The sequence below is a fragment of the Pseudoalteromonas sp. NEC-BIFX-2020_015 genome (assembly GCF_012952265.1).
Classification (GTDB): domain Bacteria; phylum Pseudomonadota; class Gammaproteobacteria; order Enterobacterales; family Alteromonadaceae; genus Pseudoalteromonas; species Pseudoalteromonas neustonica.
This window is the reverse complement of the sequence record NZ_JABCJL010000014.1, coordinates 105143-127686: the sequence shown is the minus strand read 5'-3', so window position 1 is coordinate 127686 and position 22544 is coordinate 105143. Positions and strand designations below refer to the sequence as shown.

Genomic DNA, 22544 nt, shown 5'->3' with positions numbered 1-22544 from the left:
CTGTAAGCTGTAAGCTGTAAGCTGTAAGCTGTAAGCTGTAAGCTGTAAGCTGTAAGCTGTAAGCTGTAAGCTGTAAGCTGTAAGCTGTAAGCTGTAAGCTGTAAGCTGTAAGCTGTAAGCTGTAAGCAAAAATATTCCGAATTTATATTCAGCAATGCAACCTCTTTTTATTTATTGTGGTGGCATTGTTGTGAGTTTGGATAAACCCATGCCTGTAGCCGTTTTCTATGGAAATACATTCACGTAGGAGCCAGCTTTAGCTGCGAATGATTTATATTTTATCACTTTAGCTTTCTCGATGTAGCCCGCAGTGCTTATGTGCGATCGGTGGTGAAAATAATCATTGTCTCTATGAATGACGACCTACATGGGTTTTCTAGGTGTAGCGCGCTGCGCTTCTGTGCAATCGGTGGTAAAAATAGTCATTGTCGTCATAAATGACGACCTACATTGGCGCGGTGTTTGAATGTGCGTAGACTCGGGATTTTTCATTTAATTTTCAGGACTGTTTTAGGTTGATTTATTAAATCATTTTTTAGGTAATATAATGCAAAATTTTTTTCTCGATATAATTACAGTGATGCAAGACCAGCTGTGGTTTTATTTACTTACAGTAGGCTTAGTTAGCCTTTGTATTGGCAGTTTTTTAAACGTCGTTATTTATCGCTTACCCGTTATGATGCAACGAGAGTGGCAAACTGAGTGTCGCTTGCTGCTCGATGACGAACTCACTCACGCTAAAAACAAACGCACTGATGACGTAATTACTGAGCCTTTTAATTTAGTAAAACCAAACTCGACTTGTCCAAAATGTAAAACTGCAATTAAAGCATGGCAAAATATTCCTGTAATTAGCTGGCTATTTTTAAAAGGCCGTTGCGGTAGTTGCAGTAACCCTATTTCGATACGTTACCCTATCATTGAAATGCTCACAGCCGTGATGAGTTTAATCGTCGCTTACACCTTTGGTGTTACTGAACAAGCTGCGCTATATATTTTTATCACTTGGGTATTAGTGGCACTCACCTTTATTGATATTGATCATATGCTCCTGCCAGATCAACTAACCCTGCCTTTGGTGTGGTTGGCACTTATTGCTGCTGTAATGGGAATTACTATTTCTCCTGCCGATGCAATTATCGGGGCGGCCTGTGGCTATTTAAGCTTATGGAGCGTTTTTTGGCTATTTAAGCTGATCACAGGTAAAGAAGGAATGGGTTATGGTGATTTTAAATTACTAGCCGTATTTGGCGCACTTTTAGGATGGCAAGCACTGCTCACTATCATTTTGCTTTCAAGTGTTGTGGGGGCTGTGATTGGTATTACACTTTTAAGTATACAAGGTAAAGATAAAGCCACTCCTATTCCATTTGGCCCCTATTTAGCCATTGCCGGCTGGGTTGCATTATTGTGGAGTACGCAAATTCAACAGATGTACTTTAACTGGCTTGGCTACTAGTTATGGCACGCTCTAAAAACAATTGGATTCTAGGTTTAACGGGGGGCATAGGCTGTGGAAAAAGTGCTGTCAGTGAGCTATTTGAACAGCATGGCATCACAGTAGTTGATGCTGATATCATTGCTCGTCAAGTAGTCGCCCTTGATAGCACTGGCTTACATGAAATAGGTAAGCATTTTGGCGCTGATATTCTCAATCATGATGGTACGTTAAACCGTACAAAGCTTAGAGAAATTATTTTCGCTGATAGTGAACAGAAAAATTGGCTTAATGCCCTTTTACACCCGTTAATTCGTGAAAAAACCATCTCGGATCTAAATGCTGCATCTAGCCCTTATGTAATACTAACTGCGCCTTTATTATTTGAAAACCAGCTAGATAAATACTGTAATCGTACTTTGGTGATTGATGTGCCAATCGAAGTACAAGTTGCACGAACAATAGCAAGAGACAATATAAGCCTAGCACAAGCCAACAGTATAATTGCAGCGCAAATGAGCCGAGAAGATAAACAGGCTAAAGCAACTGATATCCTAGATAATAATCGCGCATTAAGCTTAGTAGCCCAAGACGTTACGCTATTACATCAACGTTACATGGCATTGGCCAATGAATCTAAAGTTTAAGCTACATATTCCTAATAAATTATAAATTTTTAATATTTTAGTTGGCAAATCATACTAAATTAGAAAGACTAATGTTATACCAATTGCATTAAATTAGTGATCTATTATTACGACAAGAAAATGGCTCAATAACAAGGCAAAAATTATGATATATAGTTGTTCTATATAAGTAATTTTCAACGCAGTTAGTGAGTTATTTAATTCGCTAGAATGATCACGTTTTTAATAAAATTGGTATTATACCCTGCTCTTTTCTGATAAATTGCTGACTATGAGAGGTGTTTACAAAGGTGCGCAATGAATATTAACTCACCATTACTTAGAAAGTTTATCACGCTTGGCCGAATTGACGCCGAAACTGTTAAGTTAAAACAGCGTGAATTTAGCTCAACTGCAGAACTAATAGCGAAATGCGGTGGCATTGACGGCCATGAACTTGCAGAACAATGCATTGATCTATTCCGCGTTCCTTATTTTGATATTAAAGACTTTAATGTAGAGCTAATACCTAAAGAGCTGGTTAAAGATAAACTCATTCGTGAGCATCATATTCTACCTCTAGTTAAAAAAGGCCGTAAACTTTATATTGCAGCCTCTGATCCTACTGATTATGGTGCCTTTGAAAACTTTGAGTTTAGTACGGGGTTATCTTGTGAAGTACTCGTTGTTGATTACCGCCAACTAGAAGCTAAAATAGAACAACTTCTTGATGCAGCAGGCAGTTTACACCTTAGCGATGAAGAATTTAAAGAGTTTAGTGACTTAGATACTGACTCACCAAAAGAGCCTCAAAATCAAGGTGATGATGAAAAAGACGACGCACCCATTATCGTCTATATCAATAAAATATTGATGGATGCCATTAAAAAAGGCGCCTCCGATTTACACTTTGAACCCTACGAACATAAGTACCGTGTGCGTTTTCGTATTGATGGTATTTTGCATGAAATGGCCAGTCCGCCGAATAGTCTAGCAACGCGTTTATCAGCACGTATAAAAGTAATGGCACGATTAGATATTGCCGAGAAACGTAAACCGCAAGATGGTCGTATTAAATTAAAAATCACTGAGCGTAAGAGTATCGATTTCCGGGTAAGTACCCTACCCACCCTTTGGGGTGAAAAAATCGTAATGCGTATCCTTGATTCGTCCAGCGCTATGCTTGGTATTGATGTACTCGGTTACGAAGTAGAGCAGAAAAAACTTTACATGGATGCACTGCAGCAACCTCAAGGTATGATTTTAGTTACAGGTCCTACGGGCTCTGGTAAAACGGTGTCTTTATATACGGGTTTGAATATTTTAAATCAACCTGAGCGTAATATCAGCACCGCCGAAGATCCTGTCGAAATCAACCTCGAAGGTATTAACCAAGTACAGATCAACCCGAGAGCTGATATGACCTTTGCCAATGCCCTTAAAGCATTCTTGCGTCAAGATCCTGATGTCGTCATGGTGGGTGAGATCCGTGACCTTGAAACCGCTGAAATATCAATAAAAGCGGCACAAACAGGTCACTTGGTAATGTCCACGTTGCATACTAACTCAGCGCCTGAAACACTAACTCGTTTGTTAAATATGGGCGTACCAGCGTATAACGTTGCAAGTTCAATTAGCTTGATCATTGCGCAGCGTTTAGCACGTCGCTTATGTCCAAAATGTAAAACACCTGAAACATTGCCAAGTGAAGAATTACAGCGCCAAGGTTTTAGCCCTGAACAAATAAGCGAGCTTACCCTATTTGCACCTAAAGGATGTGATAGCTGTACTGATGGCTATAAAGGCCGTGTCGGTATTTATGAGGTTATGCAAATTACCCCTGAGATCGCACAAATTATTATGCGCGGTGGTAACTCTTTAGAAATTGCTGAAGTATCATTACGATCAGGGTTTAATAACCTGCGTTTGTCGGGCCTAAGAAAAGCTGCAGCAGGCATGACATCATTAGCTGAAATAAACCGTGTAACGAGTTTTTAAAAGCCTAAAACCTAGGCTTTTAAAATCATAAACAATATGTATGAGAATATGCTATGCCAACCGTTGTAAACTGCCCAACTTGTAAAGCACAAGTTGAATGGTCAGATGAAAGCCCTTACCGCCCATTTTGTTCAAAGCGCTGTCAATTAATTGATTTAGGTGAGTGGTCGCTTGAAAACAATAAAATATCAGCCCCTATTACCAGCGCCAATGACCTTAGCCAAGATATGATTGAGGACATAGAGGAAATGCTAGCTAAAAATGATGACGATTTTTTTAAATAGCTGTTATTAATTACAGGGCTGTATATTAACGCGGGGTAAACCCGCTGCTACACAAAAAAGCGTGGATTATTAAACCCACGCTTTTACTTTTAATACCGCTAATTATTAACCTTCTTTTTTCTCACCACGGTCGCCTTTTTTACCGCCTTTACCTTTTTTACCCATGCGTTTTTTCATTGCAGAGTACTTTTCACGTTGCTCGGCATTTAATACTTGCCATACTTGGTGCTGAGTTCTTAAGTTAATTAAAGCAAACTGTTCGCCCTTAGTTTGACGTTCAGTAAGTAATTCTTTGGCTGCTGCTTCATCAAACGTTGGCATTTCAAGTAATGTTTTCATTTTTTCTTTGTGAGCCATACGCGCTTTTTTCATCGCTTCTTTGCCATCACCGCGTAACGCTTTAAACTGCGCTTTTTGCGCATCAAAAATAGTTTGTAGCTGAGTTTGCTGTGCTTGCGTTAAGCTAAGTTTATCAGCGCCACGTTCAGACAATAAAAAACGTGCTTGATGCTTTTGCTGCGAGTGACCTTGTTTATAGTGGCCACCCCCTTTAGCCATTACGGCTGTAGTGCCTAGAGAGGCGGTTGCCAAACCACAAATTAATACTAGTTTAGAAATATTAGCTGACATAGTCATAATAATTACCTTTGGGTTGGTTGCGAACTTATTGTGTGTTTCGTTGATGGATTAACTATAACAACTGCAATGCAAAGCAACGCAAAGCAATGTAAAGGTTGTGTAAAGGTTCACTTTTAAGCACTTTAAAGCGTAAAATGAAGTTATTCCCGCACGGTAAAGGCAAGCAAATGAAACTGCTAATGATTGATGATGACACTGGCTTATGCGAACTACTTAGTGAATATTTAACAGCACAAGGCTATCAAGTCGAATGTGTTCACGATGGTGAGCAAGGTTTAAAACAAGCACTCAGCCAAGAATACGCTTTGATTTTGCTGGATGTAATGCTGCCTAAACTAGATGGTTTTGAAGTTTTAAAACAGTTACGCCAAACAAAACTCACGCCTGTTATTATGCTAACAGCCAAAGGCGAGGACTTTGATCGTATTTTTGGCCTTGAGCTTGGCGCAGACGACTACATTCCAAAACCATTTAATCATCGTGAGTTACTAGCTCGCGTAAAAGCAATAACACGCCGTATAGAACACATAACCAGCTTAGGTAACAGCACGGCAAACAAGTTATCAGTGAACAACATAGTTATTAATCTCGCTGCTCGTGAAGCTTATGTAGATGAGCACCCATTAAGCCTAACAGGCACTGAATATGAAGTACTTGCGTTATTAGTTAAAAGCGCAGGCGAAGTTGTTAGTAAAGAGCAAATAAGTGAACAAGTGCTTGGCCGACGCCTCGCTTCATTTGACCGCTCTATTGATATGCATGTAAGCAATATCCGTAAAAAAATAGCTGAGTTCAATATTACTGAACGGATAAAAACGATGCGGGGAACGGGTTATGTCTTTATCCAAGGCGAGTAATAAAGCGAATTTAAAGTGGTTAATTCATCCTAAAAAGTTTTTATTTTTTAAAATTTTTGTGTGGTTTTGGTTAACTGTTATAGGCACAATTGCCTCATTAGTGTTTTTAAGCAACATTGCAACCAATCAAGTTAGTAACGAAAAACTACGCGGGCCGATGCAAAAAAACCTTGAGTACACAGCTAAAAGCATTGAGCGCAGCGTCACTAGGCACAAAAAATCAGTTCGTGACATACTCTCTCACCCGCGTTTAGCTAAGCGTAAGTTATTATATTTAAACTCAGATCAACCTGAGCTATCGCTCAGTAGCCAAGTACCACCAAATGAAGTTGACTTAAGCCTTCTTAACTTTACCAAGAGCATGGAACCCCAAGTTATTTTCACTGAGCACTATCAAGCCTTTGGCCCTATTAAAGTCAATGTGCCTGAAGGGTTATTTTACTTATACGAAATTAATGTAAATCACCAAACTCCATTCTTTATACGCTTAAAGTTAATGCCAATTTGGTTAAAAATATTGATCGCACTCCTCGCTTCGCTTGCGCTTAGTTTTGTGTTCAGCCGTAGTTTAATTGCACCTATAAATAGCTTAAAACAAGCGGCTATCGCGCTTGCTAATGGTGACTTGTCTGCAAGAGCAAAAATCGATCCTCAAAGAGAAGATGAACTTGGCGTACTTGGCCGCGACTTTAATAGCATGGCAATTCAATTAGAGCGATTACTTTCAGCACAAAAACGTTTACTTGCTGATATATCCCATGAATTACGCTCACCACTAACTCGGCTAAAGATGGCAACTGGCCTTGCTCAAATGCAAACTCCAGAAGAAAACCAAACCTACTTACTACGTATAGAAAAAGAAGCTAATCAACTAGATAAAATGATTGCTGATGTATTACAAGTATCGCGCTTAGAGGCAAAAAGCCAAGCGCTATCACTGCATAAACAGTCCATCGAAGTCATTGTTGAACATGTACTCAATGACGCTCAATTTGAAGCAAACCAAAGCGCTAAACAGCTCATCGTAAATGGGCAACTAGACGCCGAACTTAACTGTGATGAAGCGCTTATAGCCAGTGCGCTAGAGAATGTACTGCGTAACGCAATTAAATATGCTGAGCGTACTATTCACTTAACTCTACAGCAAAGCGATGCTATTTATATTGAAATCAGTGATGATGGCCCCGGCGTAGCACCTGAAAACTTAACAAAGCTATGCGAGCCATTTTTTCGCCAATCAGATGCACGTGATAGGACTTCCGGTGGAACGGGCTTAGGTTTAGCTATCGCAAAAAATGCAATCATCGCTCATAATGGCAGCTTAACATTACATAATCACCAGCAAGGCGGTTTATGCGTGCAAATTGTATTACCTTTGGATAAACATTAAGAGCCCTATGTTTTATAGCACAGAGTCAGAACTATTAGCACAACAGTGCACTATCAAACGCTTTTTTGCACAGCAGTTCACTACACAGTATTTAAGCACACCACATGGTGATTTATACTATGGTTTTGCCATACCCAAACACGCTAAAACAGCCATTGTTATTAGCACAGGAAGAATTGAAGGACTTGATAAATACCAAGAGTTAATATGGGAGCTTTATAATAATGGGTATGCCGTTTTTATTATTGATCATCAAGGCCAAGGGCGCTCATATCGCACATTAGCAAACCCACATAAAGGATACGTTAATAAATTTAATGACTATGCGGATGATTTAGCCTTATTTGATAAAACTGTCATCGCACAACATTGGCAAGGTAAAAAAATATTACTGGGTCACTCTATGGGTGGCGCAATAGCTTATAATTTTTTAGCTCGGCATAAACATAACTATCAAGGTGTATTTTTGTCGGCCCCAATGTTTGATATTTATACTAAAGGTACACCTAGACCAATTGCAAAATTAGCCGCATCTATTGCCTGCTTATTAGGGTGTCAACAATATTACGCACTTGGCCAAAAAGATTATCACCCTGATGAGTTTTCACTTAACACACTCACTAGCAGCCCATTACGTTATCAATTTTTTAGACAAACTTATGAAAGTGAAAAAAGCTTACAGCTTGGTGGCGTTACTTATGGGTGGCTCAATGCTGTTTTTAAATTTATTGACCAATTAGCACAGCAAAATGTCACTATTCCACTGTTTGTTGCCAGTGCTCAGTGCGATGTTATCGTCGACAACCAAGCACAACAACAATTAGTAAAACGCCTACCAAACGCAAAAATACACACTTTTCCAAGCGCAAAACACGAATTACTATTTGAACAAGATCACATTCGTCAAGCCGTACTCACCCGCTTTTATCAATTTTGTAACTCATTAACTTGAGCTGCCTTATAGCACACAGAAATAGGGTCTTGGTGAATCAAAATATCCATTTCACAATTAAACTCTTGTTGAATCATCGCGACAACTTCATCTGCAACATGGTGCGCACGAATAAGCGGTAAAGTATCTTCAAGCTCTAAATGCATTTGAATAAATTTAATTTTACCACCTTGGCGAGTGCGTACATCATGTACTCCAAAAACATCTTCGTGGCTATTTGCAATTAAAACGATCTCGGCTTTTTCTTCATCAGGAAGCTCTTTATCCATTAAATGGTCGGCACTTTGCCTTGCAATATCCCAACTGTTATAAAGTAAGTAACCCGCAACCCCTATCGCAAAGATCGGATCAGCATATAGCATACCGTTTTGCGCAAGTAATATTGCCACTAGCACAGCAGCATTTAAAATCAAATCACCTTTGTAATGAACTGAATCAGCTTTAATAGCAATAGACTCGGTATGCTTAATAACTTTAGTTTGCACATAAACCACGACCAAAGTGCATGCAATAGCGAATATGCTTACCCAAACCCCCAGCATAGAGTGGTTGAGCTCCACAGGGTTAAACAGTCTTTCAATGCCATGAAATGCCAGCAAACACCCTGAGCCCGCAATAAATGCAGCTTGTCCTAGTCCCGCCAACGCTTCAGCCTTACCATGACCAAAACGATGGTCATCGTCAGCGGGGCGTAGCGCATAACCAAGCACTAAAAAGCTCATAGCAGAGGCGGTTATATCCATTAATGAATCAGTTAATGATCCAAGCATTGAAGCAGAGCCAGATGCCAACCAGGCCCAGCATTTAGCTGCAATCATTAAGCTCACCATTACCATGGTTACTATACTTGCGGTTTTAACCCAAAACTCATAACTACGCTGATGCACGTCTTACCTTCGTATTAAACGACTTAGTTATAATCAGTATATCATTTTTTTTATTTAGTTCGTGTATACTCAGCGCCGATCAATACTGTTTTTAATAAGGCACACACATGCTCGATATCGTTTTATACCAACCAGAAATCCCACCTAACACAGGAAATATTATTCGCCTTTGTGCAAACACTGGCTTTGCACTGCATTTAATTGAACCGCTTGGATTTGAATGGGATGATAAACGCGTAAAACGAGCGGGCCTTGATTATCATGAATTTAGCCACGTACAACGCCACGCATCATTTGAAGCATACTTAGAAAAGTGTAAACCTAAAAAAGTATATGCGTGTACAACCAAAGGCAGTCAATTTCACCACCAAGCTAGTTACGAAGCAGGTGATTGTTTAGTGTTCGGCCCTGAAACACGCGGCCTACCAGACGAACTAATTCAATCATTACCAAATGAACAACGTGTACGCATTCCAATGCAAGCGAACAGTCGCAGCATGAACTTATCTAATGCCGTAGCTGTTTTCGTATATGAATCATGGCGTCAATTAGGATTTCCTAACGCGCAATAAATTTATATTTAGCGCCATAAGTTACTGGCGCGCTCCCTCCGTCACAATTTAAGCTACCCATCAAAAATATTTCACGCCCACAAACTCGCAATAAAACTTTTCCTAAACTAATATTTATTAGTTATTAAAATTAAGAGTTGATGGGATGCAATTGCACTATTTATTAAAGGTATGCTGCTTTATAAGCTTATTTATTTCCCCGCCTGCTATTTCTTATGTTACCGATTTGGATTCTAATCAACTTGCCATACCAACTATTAATGATTTTACTCATGACATAAACAATACAATGTGGCTTGCCACAGAAAATGGTGTATTCAATTATGACGGTCATTCACTTTTCAGTAATCAAACAGCGCCTTTTTCTAACCTGCCATCGCAGTCTATTTTGCAAATATCGGCTTATAAATCGTGGTTATTAATTAATACCACACAGGGCTTAAGTTTAATCAACTTGATAAACAATCAATTGGTTCAACTCACCAATACGCCTATTACACATCCAATATTAAATTCAGAACAGGGTTTTTTATTCCTGTTAAAAGGCCAGCTTTACACAATCAAAGAAGAAAAATTACATCAATTACTCTCACTACAAAACCCTATTTCGAACATTGCGTTAGGGTATAAAAATCACATATGGATCCACAGTCAAAATAACCGTATTAGTCACTTTGATTTAGCAACAAATCGAACCACTACTGAATTCACTGCACCACAGAAAATAAACCAGCTAGCACCGAGTACAGCGTCACCAAAACTAATTTATAAAACAGAGCAAGGAAATCTATATTTAATCGATAACAACGGCTCCACACAAAAACTGCCAAATGCTCACAAAAACCCTCAGCAACTGCAATTATTAAATGGGCAACTTTATTACCTGCACAAGCAGCAAGCTTTTGTCTTTAACTTAAAAACAAACAAAGCTAAACCTCTGTTTTACAATTCATCCAATCGATTCATAGCAACAAAGCAAAGCAATGATCAGCTATGGTTGCAATTACTTAATAAAAATTGGCTAACCCTACCTCAGTTACGCCTAGTTAGTACACCTATAACCAATAGCCCAGTCCCACGTATTCAGCAATACTATAAAACATTTACACAAATACACTCTTTGTCACTCAATAAAACAATAACTAAAATACATTATTTACGTGACGAAAAGTGGGCAATAGCAACAAACCAAGAGCTCTATCTATACGATGCTTCATTACAGACATTTGATTTAATTTTAAATAATGAAGTGTCGGCCTTAAACTTTACCTTACCAGCGAGTTTACTGGTGGCAACAAAAGGCCAACTACTTGAGTATAACCTTGCACAAAAGCGTACCATTGAACGCTACCCAGTTAACGAAATCATTGCCTTAACTTCACTTTCGAAAACTCATCACATAGCAGCCACTAATCAACACTTATTTTATGTAGCAAATGGGCAAATAACCCCATTAACCTTATTAACTAAGCCAGAAGGTCAAATTAATAACCTGCACTACCAAGCAAGTTCTTCAACATTTTTACTGGCTACAACACACGGTTTATGGGAAGGAGAATTACAGCTACAAAATGAAAACATACTTAAAGATATTACTCTTAACTTAAATAAGATAAGCGCAATTCCAACATTCGCAACTTATGAAGCCCCTAAAAATGCTTTATGGGTAAGCGACACTCAAGGCATAAAGCTCTATCACCCTGTAGATAACCAAGAGAATGAAATTGCCAATAACAACATCAGCGCCAACATAGTTGGCATTGCTAGTAATGATCACATTGCCAACTCACCCTTAACTATCAGTTACCGAGACAAAATAATTTTATACAGCAACACAAACAGTGTTTTACTTGAAGCGCAATCAAATAAAACGCCGCCACTGACTGATTCATTATCTATCAGTAAACTTACATTGCACTACCAACACACAAACCAAAGCTTTTATCATTTAGCGACAAATGCTGTACAGGCGGATCAACCACTCAAAGGGGCTACAATTTGGTTTGGTAACTTAAACAATATGCCCGCAAAGCTCAGTTATAGATTAACCTCTGATGGTGAATGGCAAACGCTGCCTATTTCACAAAATATGCTGAGCCTATCCAACCTATTACACGATACCTATTTAGAAGTAAAAAACCTCAATCAAGAAAATAGTCCCCCGCTCGCTTTACACATTAAGCAAACAGCCTTTTTAATACCTAACTGGTTCACTTATGCAGCTATTATATTTGGTATCAGCTTAATCTTAATATTGTTTTTTATTATTCTTAAGCAAAAAAATAGCGCTAAGCATAACCTTTCAAATGCACTGATGGCGCAATCAAAAGATGCCATTTGGATTGCCGATGAACATTTGCAAATCACTCAAATTAATCCGGCGTTTACTCATATTTGTGGCTATAAACCTGAAGATGTAATAGGCAAAAAACCTAAATTACTCACCATAAATGGCCGCGATCATAAGTTAGAAAACCTTATTAATAATGAGCTAGAAGCTGATGGCTATTGGTCTGGTGAAATTTGGAACTTACGAAAAGATGGTCAACCGTATGCGCTCGATCTCTCTATTACCAAAGTGCAAACTCCAAACTTGCGAACTAGCCATGCACATTACATTGGTCTATTTTCCGATGTTACGGCGCGTAAGAACAATGAACGAGCAATGTTACGCTTAACCATTAGAGACACTGTAACAGGCCTTTCAAATAGAGTTATTTTTATTGAATCCGTTAACAAAGCAATCGCCAGTTGCAATAATAATTTTCCAAATTTATTGATCATCTTTATCGATTTAGACAATTTTAAAAAAATTAACGACTCATTAGGTCACTCTCTTGGCGATGAGTTATTAAAAGAAGTCGCAGGTCGATTAACCCAAATGCTTGATTCCGGTTTTACATTAGCGCGATTAGGTGGTGATGAATTTGCCGTACTGGTACCCCCTTACTTATATTCAGGCATGACCATTTTCTTTGCAAAAAAATTGGCCGACAATATCCTCAAACAATTTCAAGCACCTTTTTTACTCAATGGTATAGAAAGCTCAATATCAGCCTGCTGCGGCATTGCCACTTACCCTGACAATGGCTACACCAGTGACGCATTAATGCGCAGTGCCAATAGCGCGCTTAACCACGCAAAAAAAATGGGACACAATAATTACCAATTTTTTGATAAATCAAAACACACCATCGACCCAAATACACTCAGTAAAGAAAGTGCGCTATTTAGAGCAATTGAAAATGATGATTTTCAATTATTTTACCAACCTAAATATGATGTAAATAAAGATCAAATTCACGGTTTTGAAGCGCTTGTTCGCTGGCCCCAAGAAGGGAGTAATATTATTAGTCCTGCAGAGTTTATTCCTATTGCAGAACAAAATGGTGCCATCATTCCACTTACTTTATTACTAATGAAACAGTTGTTTAAACAACTCGAGATTTGGCGTAGTCAAGACGTTAACTTTGGAAAGGTTGCCATTAATATTTCAGCCCTGCATTTTCAACAATCCAGCTTAGTTGAAACCCTCACCGAATGCCTAACCAATTATGATGTACCGGCACGATGTGTAGAGCTTGAAATAACCGAAAGTGCGATGATGGATAATCCTGAATTCGCACAACAACAAATGAACCGCTTGAAAGCACTGGGCTTTACAATTGCATTAGACGACTTTGGTACAGGGCACTCATCCCTTGGGTACTTAAAACGCTTTCCGATTGATACACTAAAAATAGATCGCTCATTTATTAAAGACATCGTCGACAATGAACAAGATCGTAATATCACGGCCACAATTATTCGTCTGGCTAAATACTTAAATATTGATGTTATCGCTGAGGGCGTTGAAACAAAAGCACAAGCCTATATGCTGCATGTAATGGGATGTAGTTATATGCAAGGCTACTATTACAGTCGGCCATTACATGTAGATAAGGTAGCGGAGTTCGTAAACAAAAGTAACGCCCCAAAAGACACAGACTTTACTGATGAGTTATAAACGAAGATAAAAAACGCGATAATATCGCGCTTTTTATCTTATCTATCAGTCATTACTCAGATTTTTGCTCTCGACCCAATAAGGCCATTGCAGCTTCTTTCACGTCTTTATTTTGATAAAGAACCTGATAAATTTGCTCAGTGATAGGCATTTCAATACCTGTTCGCTGGGCGAGTAAATAAACCTCTTTGGTGTTGCGATAGCCTTCAACAACTTGGCCAATTGATTCCATGGCCGAGTCGACCGTTTCACCTTTTCCAAGCGCAATACCAAATCGACGATTACGAGACTGGTTATCTGTACAAGTTAGTATAAGGTCACCAAGACCAGCCATTCCCATAAAGGTCTCAGGCTTTGCACCCAGCGCGCAACCTAAGCGACATAGCTCGGCTAAACCGCGAGTGATCAAAGCAGTACGTGCATTTGCACCAAAGCCAAAACCATCCGACATACCCGCACCAATTGCAATCACGTTTTTAACCGCGCCACCGAGCTGAATTCCAATAAAGTCATCATTGTTATACACCCTAAACGAGCGGCCACAATGCAATAAGTCAGCGAGTTGTTTAGCAAAGCTTGGAGACGTTGATGAAACAGATACAGCAGTAACCAAACCCATTGCCATTTCTTTTGCAAAGGTAGGACCCGATATAACCGCTAACGGTATTTCATCACCTAACTCTTGCTGAGCAACTTCTTGTAATAATCGCCCAGTATCAGGCTCAAGCCCTTTGGTCGCCCACGCAACTTCAGCACCATCAAGCAACGAAGGTTTTATTTGCTGCAGCGTATCGCCAAATGCATGGCTCGGCACAACAACTAGTACAATTTTGCTAGCAGTAACGGCTGTGTGTAAATCGGCTTCGAGTAATAGGGTGTCCGGAAATGCGACATCAGGAAGGTAACGTTGATTTTTCCGCTCAGCTGCAAGCGTGGCAACGTCGTCGCTATTGCGTCCCCAAAGAGTCACTTGGTGACCATTTCGGGCTAAGCAAATAGCAAGGGCGGTGCCATAAGACCCCGCCCCTAATACAGTAACAGCTGAATTGGCTGTACTCATAAATTATGCGTCTGCAGTTGCCTGATCAGCTTGTGCTGCACGTTGCTGCATGTATTGCGCGAACAACGCGTCAAAGTTTACAGGTGCAAGATTAAGCTGTGGGAACGTACCACGGTTTACTAGGTTAGATACCGCTTCACGTGCATATGGGAACAACACGTTAGGGCAGAATGCACCAAGCATGTGCGCAAGTTGCACTTCTTCAACTTCAGCAATGGTAAAAATACCCGCTTGTTGAATTTCACATAAAAACGCAGTTTCTTCACCGATAGAAGCCGTTACAGTTAGCGCCAATACAACTTCAAAAACACCTTCGTCTAATTTGTTTGAACGTGTATCAAGATCAAGTTTAACTTCCGGTGTCCACTCTTTTTGAAAGATAGCAGGCGAATTTGGCGTTTCAAAAGACACATCTTTTGTGTAAATACGTTGAATAGTAAATTGTGCGCCAGTTTCTTCTTGTGCTGCTACGTTTTGGTTTTCTTCGTTCATGATAAATCCTAACTTTTAATCGTTTTTATAATAAGTGCTTAAGCGTTTAACTTAGCGTCAAGTTTGCCTTGGGCTTCTATAGCCATCATGTCGTCACAACCGCCGATATGCTCATCATTAATAAAAATTTGCGGTACTGTGCTTGCGCCACCAGCTTTGGCAATCATTTCATCGCGTAATTGCGGTTGTACACCAATATCTATATTTGTAAATTGCACACCTTTGCTTGTTAGCAATGCCAATGCACGCTGGCAAAAAGGACAATACGCTTTGGTGTAAAGAACAACATTACTCATAACAATTCCTCTATCGGCCTAACTAAATAAATTAGCGACCCGTTGTCGTTGGAAGGCCCGCATTTTGCCACGCACCCATACCACCAGATAATACATAAACCGATTCAAAACCCGCTTTATGCATAGCGGTTGCGATACCTGAGGCTGTCATGCCTGTGGTACATACCAATATAATGGGTTTACTCTTAGACTTTTCAAGGCTTGAGAAGTCAGATTGTTTCGCTTTTTCAGGGCTTAAGTGTTCAGCACCTGCAATCCGGCCATTATTAAATTCTTTTTGAGCGCGAATATCGACAACAAGACCGTCTTCACGGTTAATTAATAACGTTAATTGCTGTGGATTTATTTGGCGAATTGCTGAAAATTTACTTTTAAACCAGCCGCCCACAATCAGCGCAACCAAACCTACCCAAGCAGCACTTAATATTGGGTGATTACTAACAAACTCTATATATTGATCCATGCGTCTTCCACTATGAAAATTGTCCCGCGCCTTTAGCGCTGGGGTTAAACGTAAGGGCACTGCCCTAGCCACGCAAGTATACGTGCTTGATTAAAAATTACCAGAGAGTGAAATATTTTAATATCACCCATTGATTGCTGATCATAAATACAAAACACGGTATGCTAAGGCTAGGCAGGAGCTAATTTTCAGGAGCAAAAATGACACAACATAAAAAACCTTTGGTATTAATGATTTTAGATGGTTGGGGATACCGTGAAGATGAACAAAGTAATGCAATCTTAGCGGCAAATACGCCCGTTTTAGACGAACTTTGGGCAACTCGCCCGCACACTCTAATTTCAGGTTCTGGTTTAGATGTTGGTCTTCCTGATGGTCAAATGGGCAACTCAGAAGTTGGCCATGTAAACCTTGGCGCAGGGCGCGTGGTTTATCAAGACTTCACCCGTATTACTAAATCGATAGATGATGGTGAATTTGAACACAACCCAACGCTAGTTGAGAATATCGACAAAGCGGTAAATGCAGGTAAAGCAGTGCACTTAATGGGTTTATTAAGCCCAGGTGGTGTTCATAGTCATGAAGACCACATTGTTGCCGCAATCAAGATGGCCGCTGCACGTGGTGCTAAAGAAGTATACTTTCATGCGTTTTTAGATGGCCGAGACACCCCGCCGCGCAGCGCAAAAACATCGATTGAGCGTATAGAGGCTCTATTTAGTGAATTAAACTGTGGGCGCTTAGCATCAGTCATCGGTCGTTATTACGCGATGGACCGCGATAATCGCTGGAACCGCGTAGAGCAAGCCTACGACCTAATGGTAAGTGGTATTTCACAATACAGCTACGAAAACGCTGTTGATGCATTAGCCGCAGCTTACGAACGTGATGAAAACGATGAGTTTGTTGCTGCAACAACCATTGCACCACAAAACCAAGACGCCGTACAAATTAATGATGGCGACACCGTTATATTCTTAAACTTTAGAGCCGATCGCGCCCGTGAAATGACCCGCGCATTTGTCGATAAAGATTTCGCCGGTTTTACCAAGAAAAAAGCACCACAGTTAAGTGCCTTTGTGATGTTAACCGAATACGCAGCTGACATCGACGCACCAGCAGCATTCGCGCCCGTGCCTTTAACCAATGTACTGGGTGAATGGTTTGAAAAACACGGTAAAACCCAACTGCGTATCTCTGAAACAGAAAAATACGCACACGTTACGTTTTTCTTTAGTGGCGGACGTGAAAATGAATTTGAAGGCGAAACACGCGAGCTGATCCCGTCACCGCAAGTTGCAACTTACGACCTACAACCAGAAATGAACTCAGAAATGCTCACCGATAAGCTAGTAGACGCAATTAAAAGCGGCAAATACGACGCAATTATTTGTAACTATCCAAACGGTGATATGGTCGGTCATTCAGGTGTATTTGAAGCTGCTGTTAAAGCCTGTGAAGCGGTTGATCACTGTATTAGCCGTGTTGTTGCAGCGCTCAACGAGTTTGGCGGAGAAGCACTTATTACAGCCGATCATGGTAATGCAGAGCAAATGGCTAACCTTGAAACTGGCCAAGCTCATACCGCACACACCAGCGAACCAGTGCCGTTTATTTATGTAGGTCGCGATGCCACGCCAAGTGAAGGTAAAGCATTAAGTGATGTAGCACCAACCATGTTACACTTAATGGGCATGGAACAGCCAGTTGAAATGACTGGCACACCAATCATGACACTGAAATAAACCATGATAAAAAGTATTAGCCCGTTAACGTTTAGTGCACTCGCTTTTACTGCGTTAATATTCACTTCATTAGTGGTGGCTCCTGCCACTGCTAATGAAGATCGTACTAAAAAAGATTTATCTGAAATTCAAACGGCAATCAAACAAACCGAAGCGCAACTACAAGCGCAGCGCAGCGACATTGCAAAACTACAAAAAAACCTACAACAGCACGAACTCGATATAGCTAAAAGCGCCAAAGCACTCAACATTGCCGAACAATCCATTAGTGAAACCAAAAAACAACAAAAACAGCAACAGCAGCAAGCTAATACCTTAGAAAAAAAGCATAAATTACAGCAACAAGCTCTCGCCGCACAAATTAAAAGCGCCTATATGTCTGGCGGTCATGACTATTCTAAAATGCTTTTAAATCAAGAAAACACCGCACAAATGGAGCGAACATTAAGTTATTACAATTACTTAAATAAGGCCCGCATTAAACAAATCGATGAGTTAAAAGAACTCCTCATTGAAATTGAAAAAGTACAAACTGAGCTTGAAAAAACCACCCAGCACTTAGTTACCTTACACAAAGAGCAAGCAAGCCGACAACAAGCGCTTATTACCGCGCAACAACAACGTAAAAAAAATATTCGTGATTTAAAAAATAAACTTAGCTCCACTAAAAGTTCGATCAATTATTTAAAAGAAAATGAAAAAACGCTACTCAGTACCCTACAAACACTCGAACAAGAAAAAACTCAAAAAGTAGAGCTGCTTGGCTTAAGCACTAGCAAAGGTAAATTAAATTGGCCAACAAAGGGCAAGCTTAAGCATAGTTTTGGGCAAAAGAAACATGGCGGTATTGACTGGAAAGGCGTACTTATTGGCGCTAACGAAGGCAACAATGTACACAGTGTACATAACGGCCAAGTAGTATTTGCTGATTGGTTGAAAGGTTATGGCTGGGTTATTGTAATCGACCACGGCGAAGGGTTTATGAGTTTATATGGCCATACCCAAACCTTATTAAAAGACGTAGGCGATATGGTTCGCCAAGGCGATACCATTGCATTAGTAGGACAAAGCGGCGGACAAGCCAGTTCTGGTCTATACTTTGAAATACGCCACAAAGGACGCGCAGTAAATCCTGTAAAATGGTGCAGACGCATTTAATTGATTAAACAGCTGCACCCTCTCTGGAGGCAGCTGATGCTTAATACAAAAATACACTCTATCTCACAACAGTTACAACATTATGCTATTAACTGTTCAATAAGTTACTTTTTACTTATCTGTATACTGTGCATCAGCTTTAGTAGTGCTGCCGTCACCTCTGTTAATGATTTAAAAAGCCAGCAAAAAAACGAAATCCTTTTTAATATTCACGCATACTACGTTGAAGATCTCGCTTTGCAGCAAAGCTTTGAAACAACGCAACCGTTTGAAGCCCTGTTAGCCAAATTAGATCCTTACTCAAAGTACCTTGACGAAAAAGAACTCGAAGCCCTTTTTAGCAGTACCAATGGTCGTTACACAGGGCTCGGTATTGAAGTAAAAGAGCAAGAAAAGCAAATAATCATTTTAAATGCCATAAAAAACTCCCCTGCGGCCATTGCTGGCGTTCAAAAAAACGATATTGTTCTGGCTGTTAATCAGCAGTCAGTCGTGAATAAAGATATTAATCAAGTCACTAGCATGATTAGAAATAGCGACACAGCCACAGTAATATTAACCATTAAACGCAACGATGCTATACAACCCATTGACTTTGCACTCACTCGTACAGAGATCAGTTTAGAGAGCGTCACCAGCTCACTGTCTGAATTTGGCATCGGTTACTTAGCAATTAATAACTTTAGCAACAACACTTTACATGAGGTAGCACGTCAAATTACCAAACTACAAAGTAATTACGGCAACTCACTTACAGGCTTAGTGCTTGATTTACGCGATAACCCAGGCGGGACATTACAAAGTGCAGTAGCCGTTTCAGATCTATTTTTGCAAAGTGGCACAATAGTCACTACGCGTGGTCGATTTTACGATGCTAACCAAAGCTTTAGCGCAAAAAAAGGTGATATCTTAAATGGCGCACCAATCGTTGTGCTGATTAATGAAAACTCCGCGTCAGCGGCAGAGATTTTGGCCGCCGCATTAAAAGATAATCATAGAGCGACCCTGATCGGGAGCCAATCATTCGGCAAAGGCTCAGTGCAGTCATTAATCCCGCTGGGTAACGGCAATACCGCCCTCAAATTAACAACGGCAAAGTACTTCACCCCTTCAGGACAATCTATTGACGGGATAGGTATCACTCCCGATTGGGCGATAAATCAAACAGCACTTTCACAAATAGATAAAGTCGTTATAATAAAAAACGAACAAGGAAACGGCAATCGCATGTGGCCTGCTCTCAGCCCAGGCGATCCTTTACTATTAAAAGCGCAGCAGCTACTCACGATGAAATAAGTGTTTTAGCTCACATAAAAAGATAATAAAAATTATAAACGTGAAAAAACTGACTTGGTTATTACTGGTTATTTGTACCTTACCCTCGCTTGCCTTAGGTAAGCAAATAGCCATAGTGATTGATGATATTGGTAATCATCAGCGCGACTTAAATACCCTAAATTTACCCGGTAAAATATCGTACTCGATTTTGCCTCATACCCCTTATTCACAAATTTTTGCTCGCCTAGCAAGCAAAGCAAATAAAGAATTATTACTGCACATTCCAATGCAAGCGCTCGATACTAGTAAAGCTCTCGGCCCAGGTGCACTCACCAGCGATATGAGCAAAGAACAACTGCAATATACTTTAGGGAATGCACTTGCCAGCTTACCGCAAGTGAAAGGGGTTAATAACCATATGGGCTCCGCACTTACGCAAGAGAGCTTACCCATGAAGTGGACCATGGAAGTGCTTAAAAAACGTAACCTCTATTTTTTAGACAGCCGCACCACCGGCTTAAGCCAAGCGCAAAACGTGGCTAATTTATATGGCGTAGAAAATGTTGGCCGCCATGTATTTTTAGACAATATCCTCAACGAACAGCAGTTACAATTTCGCTTTAACGAACTTAAGTATAAGGCAGATCGTTATAACTTCGCCATTGCCATCGCCCACCCTCACCCTGAAACCATAGAATTTTTACAGCGCATGCTACCCGAGCTTGAACAACAAGGCTTTGAGCTTGTGCCGCTATCACAACTGGTAGAGCGTAAGTATATACAGCTCGCACAGGCAGAGCATAAAGAGGTTAGTGCAAGATAAAGCGGTAAGCGGTAAGCGGTAAGCGGTAAGCGGTAAGCGGTAAGCGGTAAGCGGTAAGCGGTAAGCGGTAAATTTTAAGTTGAAAGCTACAAGTTGCAAGGGAAAAGGTTCTAGGTTCTAGGAAAACAGCATAGTCCGTCGTTAAATTAACCACGTAGGTTGTGGTTGAGAGCAACGAAACCCAACGACTAAAGGCATGATTTAATAGACAGCTTTGAGCGAGAAGCGGTCATTGAGGTTGGCTAAATATCGTCGTTAATTGATTGGTTAAACTGCTCCTTGCGCATATATTCATGAAAATGAGCACTGAGCGCATCAGGGCAATCGCATTAAAATATTTGTAGCACTTTGAGTAAATAGTCATTATCCCAACCTGCCATTCGCCGCTTAATTTTGATGCCTACTTTATGCTCTGTTTCTGACTTTAGAAGGTTTAAAGAGATGTGCCGTAATATTGCCATATTTTGATCTGCAAAACCTTTACGGATCCTACAACTATCCTCATCAAATGCCATATCTAATGCCCAGTGCAGGTTATTCTCCACACCCCAATGAGCTCGAACATAATGACCAAATTTCTCAGCATCATTATGTTTCACACTACTGATGAAATATCGAATTTCCTGTGACCATTCATTGTTGTGAAACCGCCTTGATTTTACGCTAATAATACTCGCCAGATAAGGGTGTCCATGCTCTTTTGTTAACCAGTCAATGTCATTGCATGTGGTCACTTCTCGTTCTTCTATGCGTCCATGATTTTTTTCAACGGTTTTATGGCTAGCTAGGCTTTCAATATAACTTCTCGGTGTGTTTTCAAAAAATAAAGTCACATCATCATGCAGTGTACTTTGATTTCCTTTAAGTGCTGATACATAATCCGTGGTGATAATAGCACCAGTAATATCTAAATTTTCGAGTAAAGCGGGTAGTGCGGTTATTTCATTCGATTTTTCATCTACCTTAACTTGCCCTAGTGTTAGTTGGTTATCATGCGACCATGCACTCACCATATAAATAGCTGATTTATTACTCGATTTATCATGTGAGCGCCTAAGGCATTTACCATCAATAGCAATCACATCACCTGTAACGCTTTTCACTACCGCCTTGATCCAATTAAAAAAACAGGCTTGAAATTGTTCAGGTTCAATCAGTGAAAAGACGCGGCCGAAAGTATCATGCGATGGAATTCCGTATTCAAGAGATAGGTATTGATCAAACCAGTTTCGCTTCATATTTGCAAACTTTTCAATAGCAACCCAGCCATCGCAGCCACAAATAACTGCGCATAAGGTAATAAAAAAGATGTCATCTAATTTATGCAATTGCTTTCTTTGAAGGCGAGGATCTTGGATATCTTTAAAGTGTTCGATAAGAGTGGGCTTCTGTTTTGTCATTTTACTGCACTTAAAGCGAAGTAATAGATCAAATTAGAGGATCGCCGTCAAGCTGTTTTTTAATGCAATCGCCCTACTGAGCGCATACTGTTCTATTTACCTTTTCTTTAAAGTTTCAGAAAACTTAGTAATAGTAATACCTTAGGTTATTTGTTAAAACTATATAAAGTAGATAAATGA

Annotated in this window: 20 protein-coding genes; 13 read left to right on the top strand and 7 right to left on the bottom strand. The window is 40.0% G+C overall.

The window, feature by feature from the left end; translation table 11 throughout:
• Window positions 1-547: 547 nt before the first annotated feature.
• The 4 genes from HH219_RS12360 to yacG all read left to right on the top strand — a co-directional run bounded on the left by HH219_RS12360 (window position 548) and on the right by yacG (window position 4346).
• Window positions 548-1459, top strand: a complete 912-nt coding sequence (locus HH219_RS12360) for an A24 family peptidase (protein WP_169327614.1) — start codon at window positions 548-550, stop codon at window positions 1457-1459.
• A 2-nt stretch (window positions 1460-1461) separates the two neighbouring features.
• Window positions 1462-2085, top strand: coding sequence for a dephospho-CoA kinase (gene coaE, locus HH219_RS12355; protein WP_169327613.1), 624 nt, complete (start codon window positions 1462-1464; stop codon window positions 2083-2085).
• 297 nt (window positions 2086-2382) lie between these two features.
• Window positions 2383-4062 carry a type IV-A pilus assembly ATPase PilB gene (pilB, locus tag HH219_RS12350; RefSeq protein WP_054203079.1) on the top strand — a complete coding sequence of 560 codons (1680 nt, stop codon included), beginning with the start codon at window positions 2383-2385 and terminating at the stop codon, window positions 4060-4062.
• A 53-nt stretch (window positions 4063-4115) separates the two neighbouring features.
• Entirely contained in the window at window positions 4116-4346 is a 231-nt protein-coding gene (gene yacG, locus HH219_RS12345; protein WP_054454591.1) for a DNA gyrase inhibitor YacG, read from the top strand.
• A 105-nt stretch (window positions 4347-4451) separates the two neighbouring features.
• On the opposite strand, the gene HH219_RS12340 is transcribed toward yacG, so the two are convergent.
• The gene (locus HH219_RS12340) at window positions 4452-4982 is read right to left on the bottom strand and encodes a Spy/CpxP family protein refolding chaperone (protein ID WP_169327612.1); all 531 of its coding nucleotides are present in this window, start codon (window positions 4980-4982) and stop codon (window positions 4452-4454) included.
• A 170-nt stretch (window positions 4983-5152) separates the two neighbouring features.
• Between HH219_RS12340 and HH219_RS12335 the strand changes: the two genes are divergently transcribed.
• From HH219_RS12335 to HH219_RS12325, 3 genes are read left to right on the top strand one after another with little or no spacing between them, the layout of a single operon-like run.
• Window positions 5153-5842 (top strand): response regulator transcription factor, encoded by a 690-nt coding sequence (locus tag HH219_RS12335; RefSeq protein ID WP_054203189.1) that lies wholly within the window; start codon window positions 5153-5155, stop codon window positions 5840-5842.
• Complete coding sequence (locus HH219_RS12330) at window positions 5820-7232, top strand: ATP-binding protein (RefSeq protein ID WP_169327611.1); 1413 nt, start codon at window positions 5820-5822, stop codon at window positions 7230-7232. The genes HH219_RS12335 and HH219_RS12330 overlap by 23 nt, the downstream gene beginning before the upstream one ends.
• Before the next feature lie 7 nt (window positions 7233-7239).
• On the top strand, window positions 7240-8184 hold the full coding sequence (locus HH219_RS12325; RefSeq protein WP_169327610.1) for an alpha/beta fold hydrolase: 945 nt from the start codon (window positions 7240-7242) through the stop codon (window positions 8182-8184).
• Here the strand turns inward: HH219_RS12325 and HH219_RS12320 are convergent.
• Window positions 8160-9071 carry a cation diffusion facilitator family transporter gene (locus HH219_RS12320; protein WP_082355676.1) on the bottom strand — a complete coding sequence of 304 codons (912 nt, stop codon included), beginning with the start codon at window positions 9069-9071 and terminating at the stop codon, window positions 8160-8162. The two genes, HH219_RS12325 and HH219_RS12320, sit on opposite strands and share 25 nt — an antisense overlap.
• 107 nt (window positions 9072-9178) lie before the next feature.
• Between HH219_RS12320 and trmL the strand changes: the two genes are divergently transcribed.
• Together trmL and HH219_RS12310 are read left to right on the top strand one after the other, a co-directional pair.
• Window positions 9179-9643: a tRNA (uridine(34)/cytosine(34)/5-carboxymethylaminomethyluridine(34)-2'-O)-methyltransferase TrmL gene (gene trmL / locus HH219_RS12315; RefSeq protein WP_054203074.1), complete on the top strand. Its 465-nt coding sequence runs from the start codon at window positions 9179-9181 to the stop codon at window positions 9641-9643.
• A gap of 145 nt (window positions 9644-9788) precedes the next feature.
• Window positions 9789-13649 (top strand): GGDEF domain-containing phosphodiesterase, encoded by a 3861-nt coding sequence (locus tag HH219_RS12310; protein ID WP_169327609.1) that lies wholly within the window; start codon window positions 9789-9791, stop codon window positions 13647-13649.
• A 52-nt stretch (window positions 13650-13701) separates the two neighbouring features.
• Here the strand turns inward: HH219_RS12310 and gpsA are convergent, their stop codons facing one another.
• Genes gpsA through HH219_RS12290 form a run of 4 tightly spaced genes read right to left on the bottom strand, consistent with a single transcriptional unit; the run spans window position 13702 to window position 15960 of the window.
• Window positions 13702-14709, bottom strand: a complete 1008-nt coding sequence (gpsA, locus tag HH219_RS12305) for an NAD(P)H-dependent glycerol-3-phosphate dehydrogenase (protein ID WP_064436064.1) — start codon at window positions 14707-14709, stop codon at window positions 13702-13704.
• Between the two features lie 3 nt (window positions 14710-14712).
• Window positions 14713-15201 (bottom strand): protein-export chaperone SecB, encoded by a 489-nt coding sequence (gene secB, locus HH219_RS12300; RefSeq protein ID WP_054203071.1) that lies wholly within the window; start codon window positions 15199-15201, stop codon window positions 14713-14715.
• Between the two features lie 38 nt (window positions 15202-15239).
• Entirely contained in the window at window positions 15240-15497 is a 258-nt protein-coding gene (grxC, locus tag HH219_RS12295) for a glutaredoxin 3 (protein WP_054203070.1), read from the bottom strand.
• 31 nt (window positions 15498-15528) lie between these two features.
• Window positions 15529-15960 (bottom strand): rhodanese-like domain-containing protein, encoded by a 432-nt coding sequence (locus HH219_RS12290; protein WP_054203069.1) that lies wholly within the window; start codon window positions 15958-15960, stop codon window positions 15529-15531.
• Window positions 15961-16160: 200 nt separating this feature from the next.
• On the opposite strand from HH219_RS12290, the gene gpmM reads away from it, so the two are divergent.
• From gpmM to HH219_RS12270, 4 genes are read left to right on the top strand one after another with little or no spacing between them, the layout of a single operon-like run.
• Window positions 16161-17705, top strand: coding sequence for a 2,3-bisphosphoglycerate-independent phosphoglycerate mutase (gpmM, locus tag HH219_RS12285; protein ID WP_169327608.1), 1545 nt, complete (start codon window positions 16161-16163; stop codon window positions 17703-17705).
• A 3-nt stretch (window positions 17706-17708) separates the two neighbouring features.
• Complete coding sequence (locus HH219_RS12280) at window positions 17709-18863, top strand: peptidoglycan DD-metalloendopeptidase family protein (protein WP_169327607.1); 1155 nt, start codon at window positions 17709-17711, stop codon at window positions 18861-18863.
• A 36-nt stretch (window positions 18864-18899) separates the two neighbouring features.
• On the top strand, window positions 18900-20159 hold the full coding sequence (locus HH219_RS12275; RefSeq protein ID WP_169327606.1) for a S41 family peptidase: 1260 nt from the start codon (window positions 18900-18902) through the stop codon (window positions 20157-20159).
• 40 nt (window positions 20160-20199) lie between these two features.
• Window positions 20200-20964, top strand: a complete 765-nt coding sequence (locus HH219_RS12270; protein ID WP_099459006.1) for a divergent polysaccharide deacetylase family protein — start codon at window positions 20200-20202, stop codon at window positions 20962-20964.
• 329 nt (window positions 20965-21293) lie between these two features.
• Here HH219_RS12270 and HH219_RS12265 read toward each other — a convergent pair whose 3' ends face one another.
• Complete coding sequence (locus HH219_RS12265) at window positions 21294-22364, bottom strand: ISAs1 family transposase (RefSeq protein WP_169327605.1); 1071 nt, start codon at window positions 22362-22364, stop codon at window positions 21294-21296.
• Between the last annotated feature and the right edge of the window lie 180 nt (window positions 22365-22544).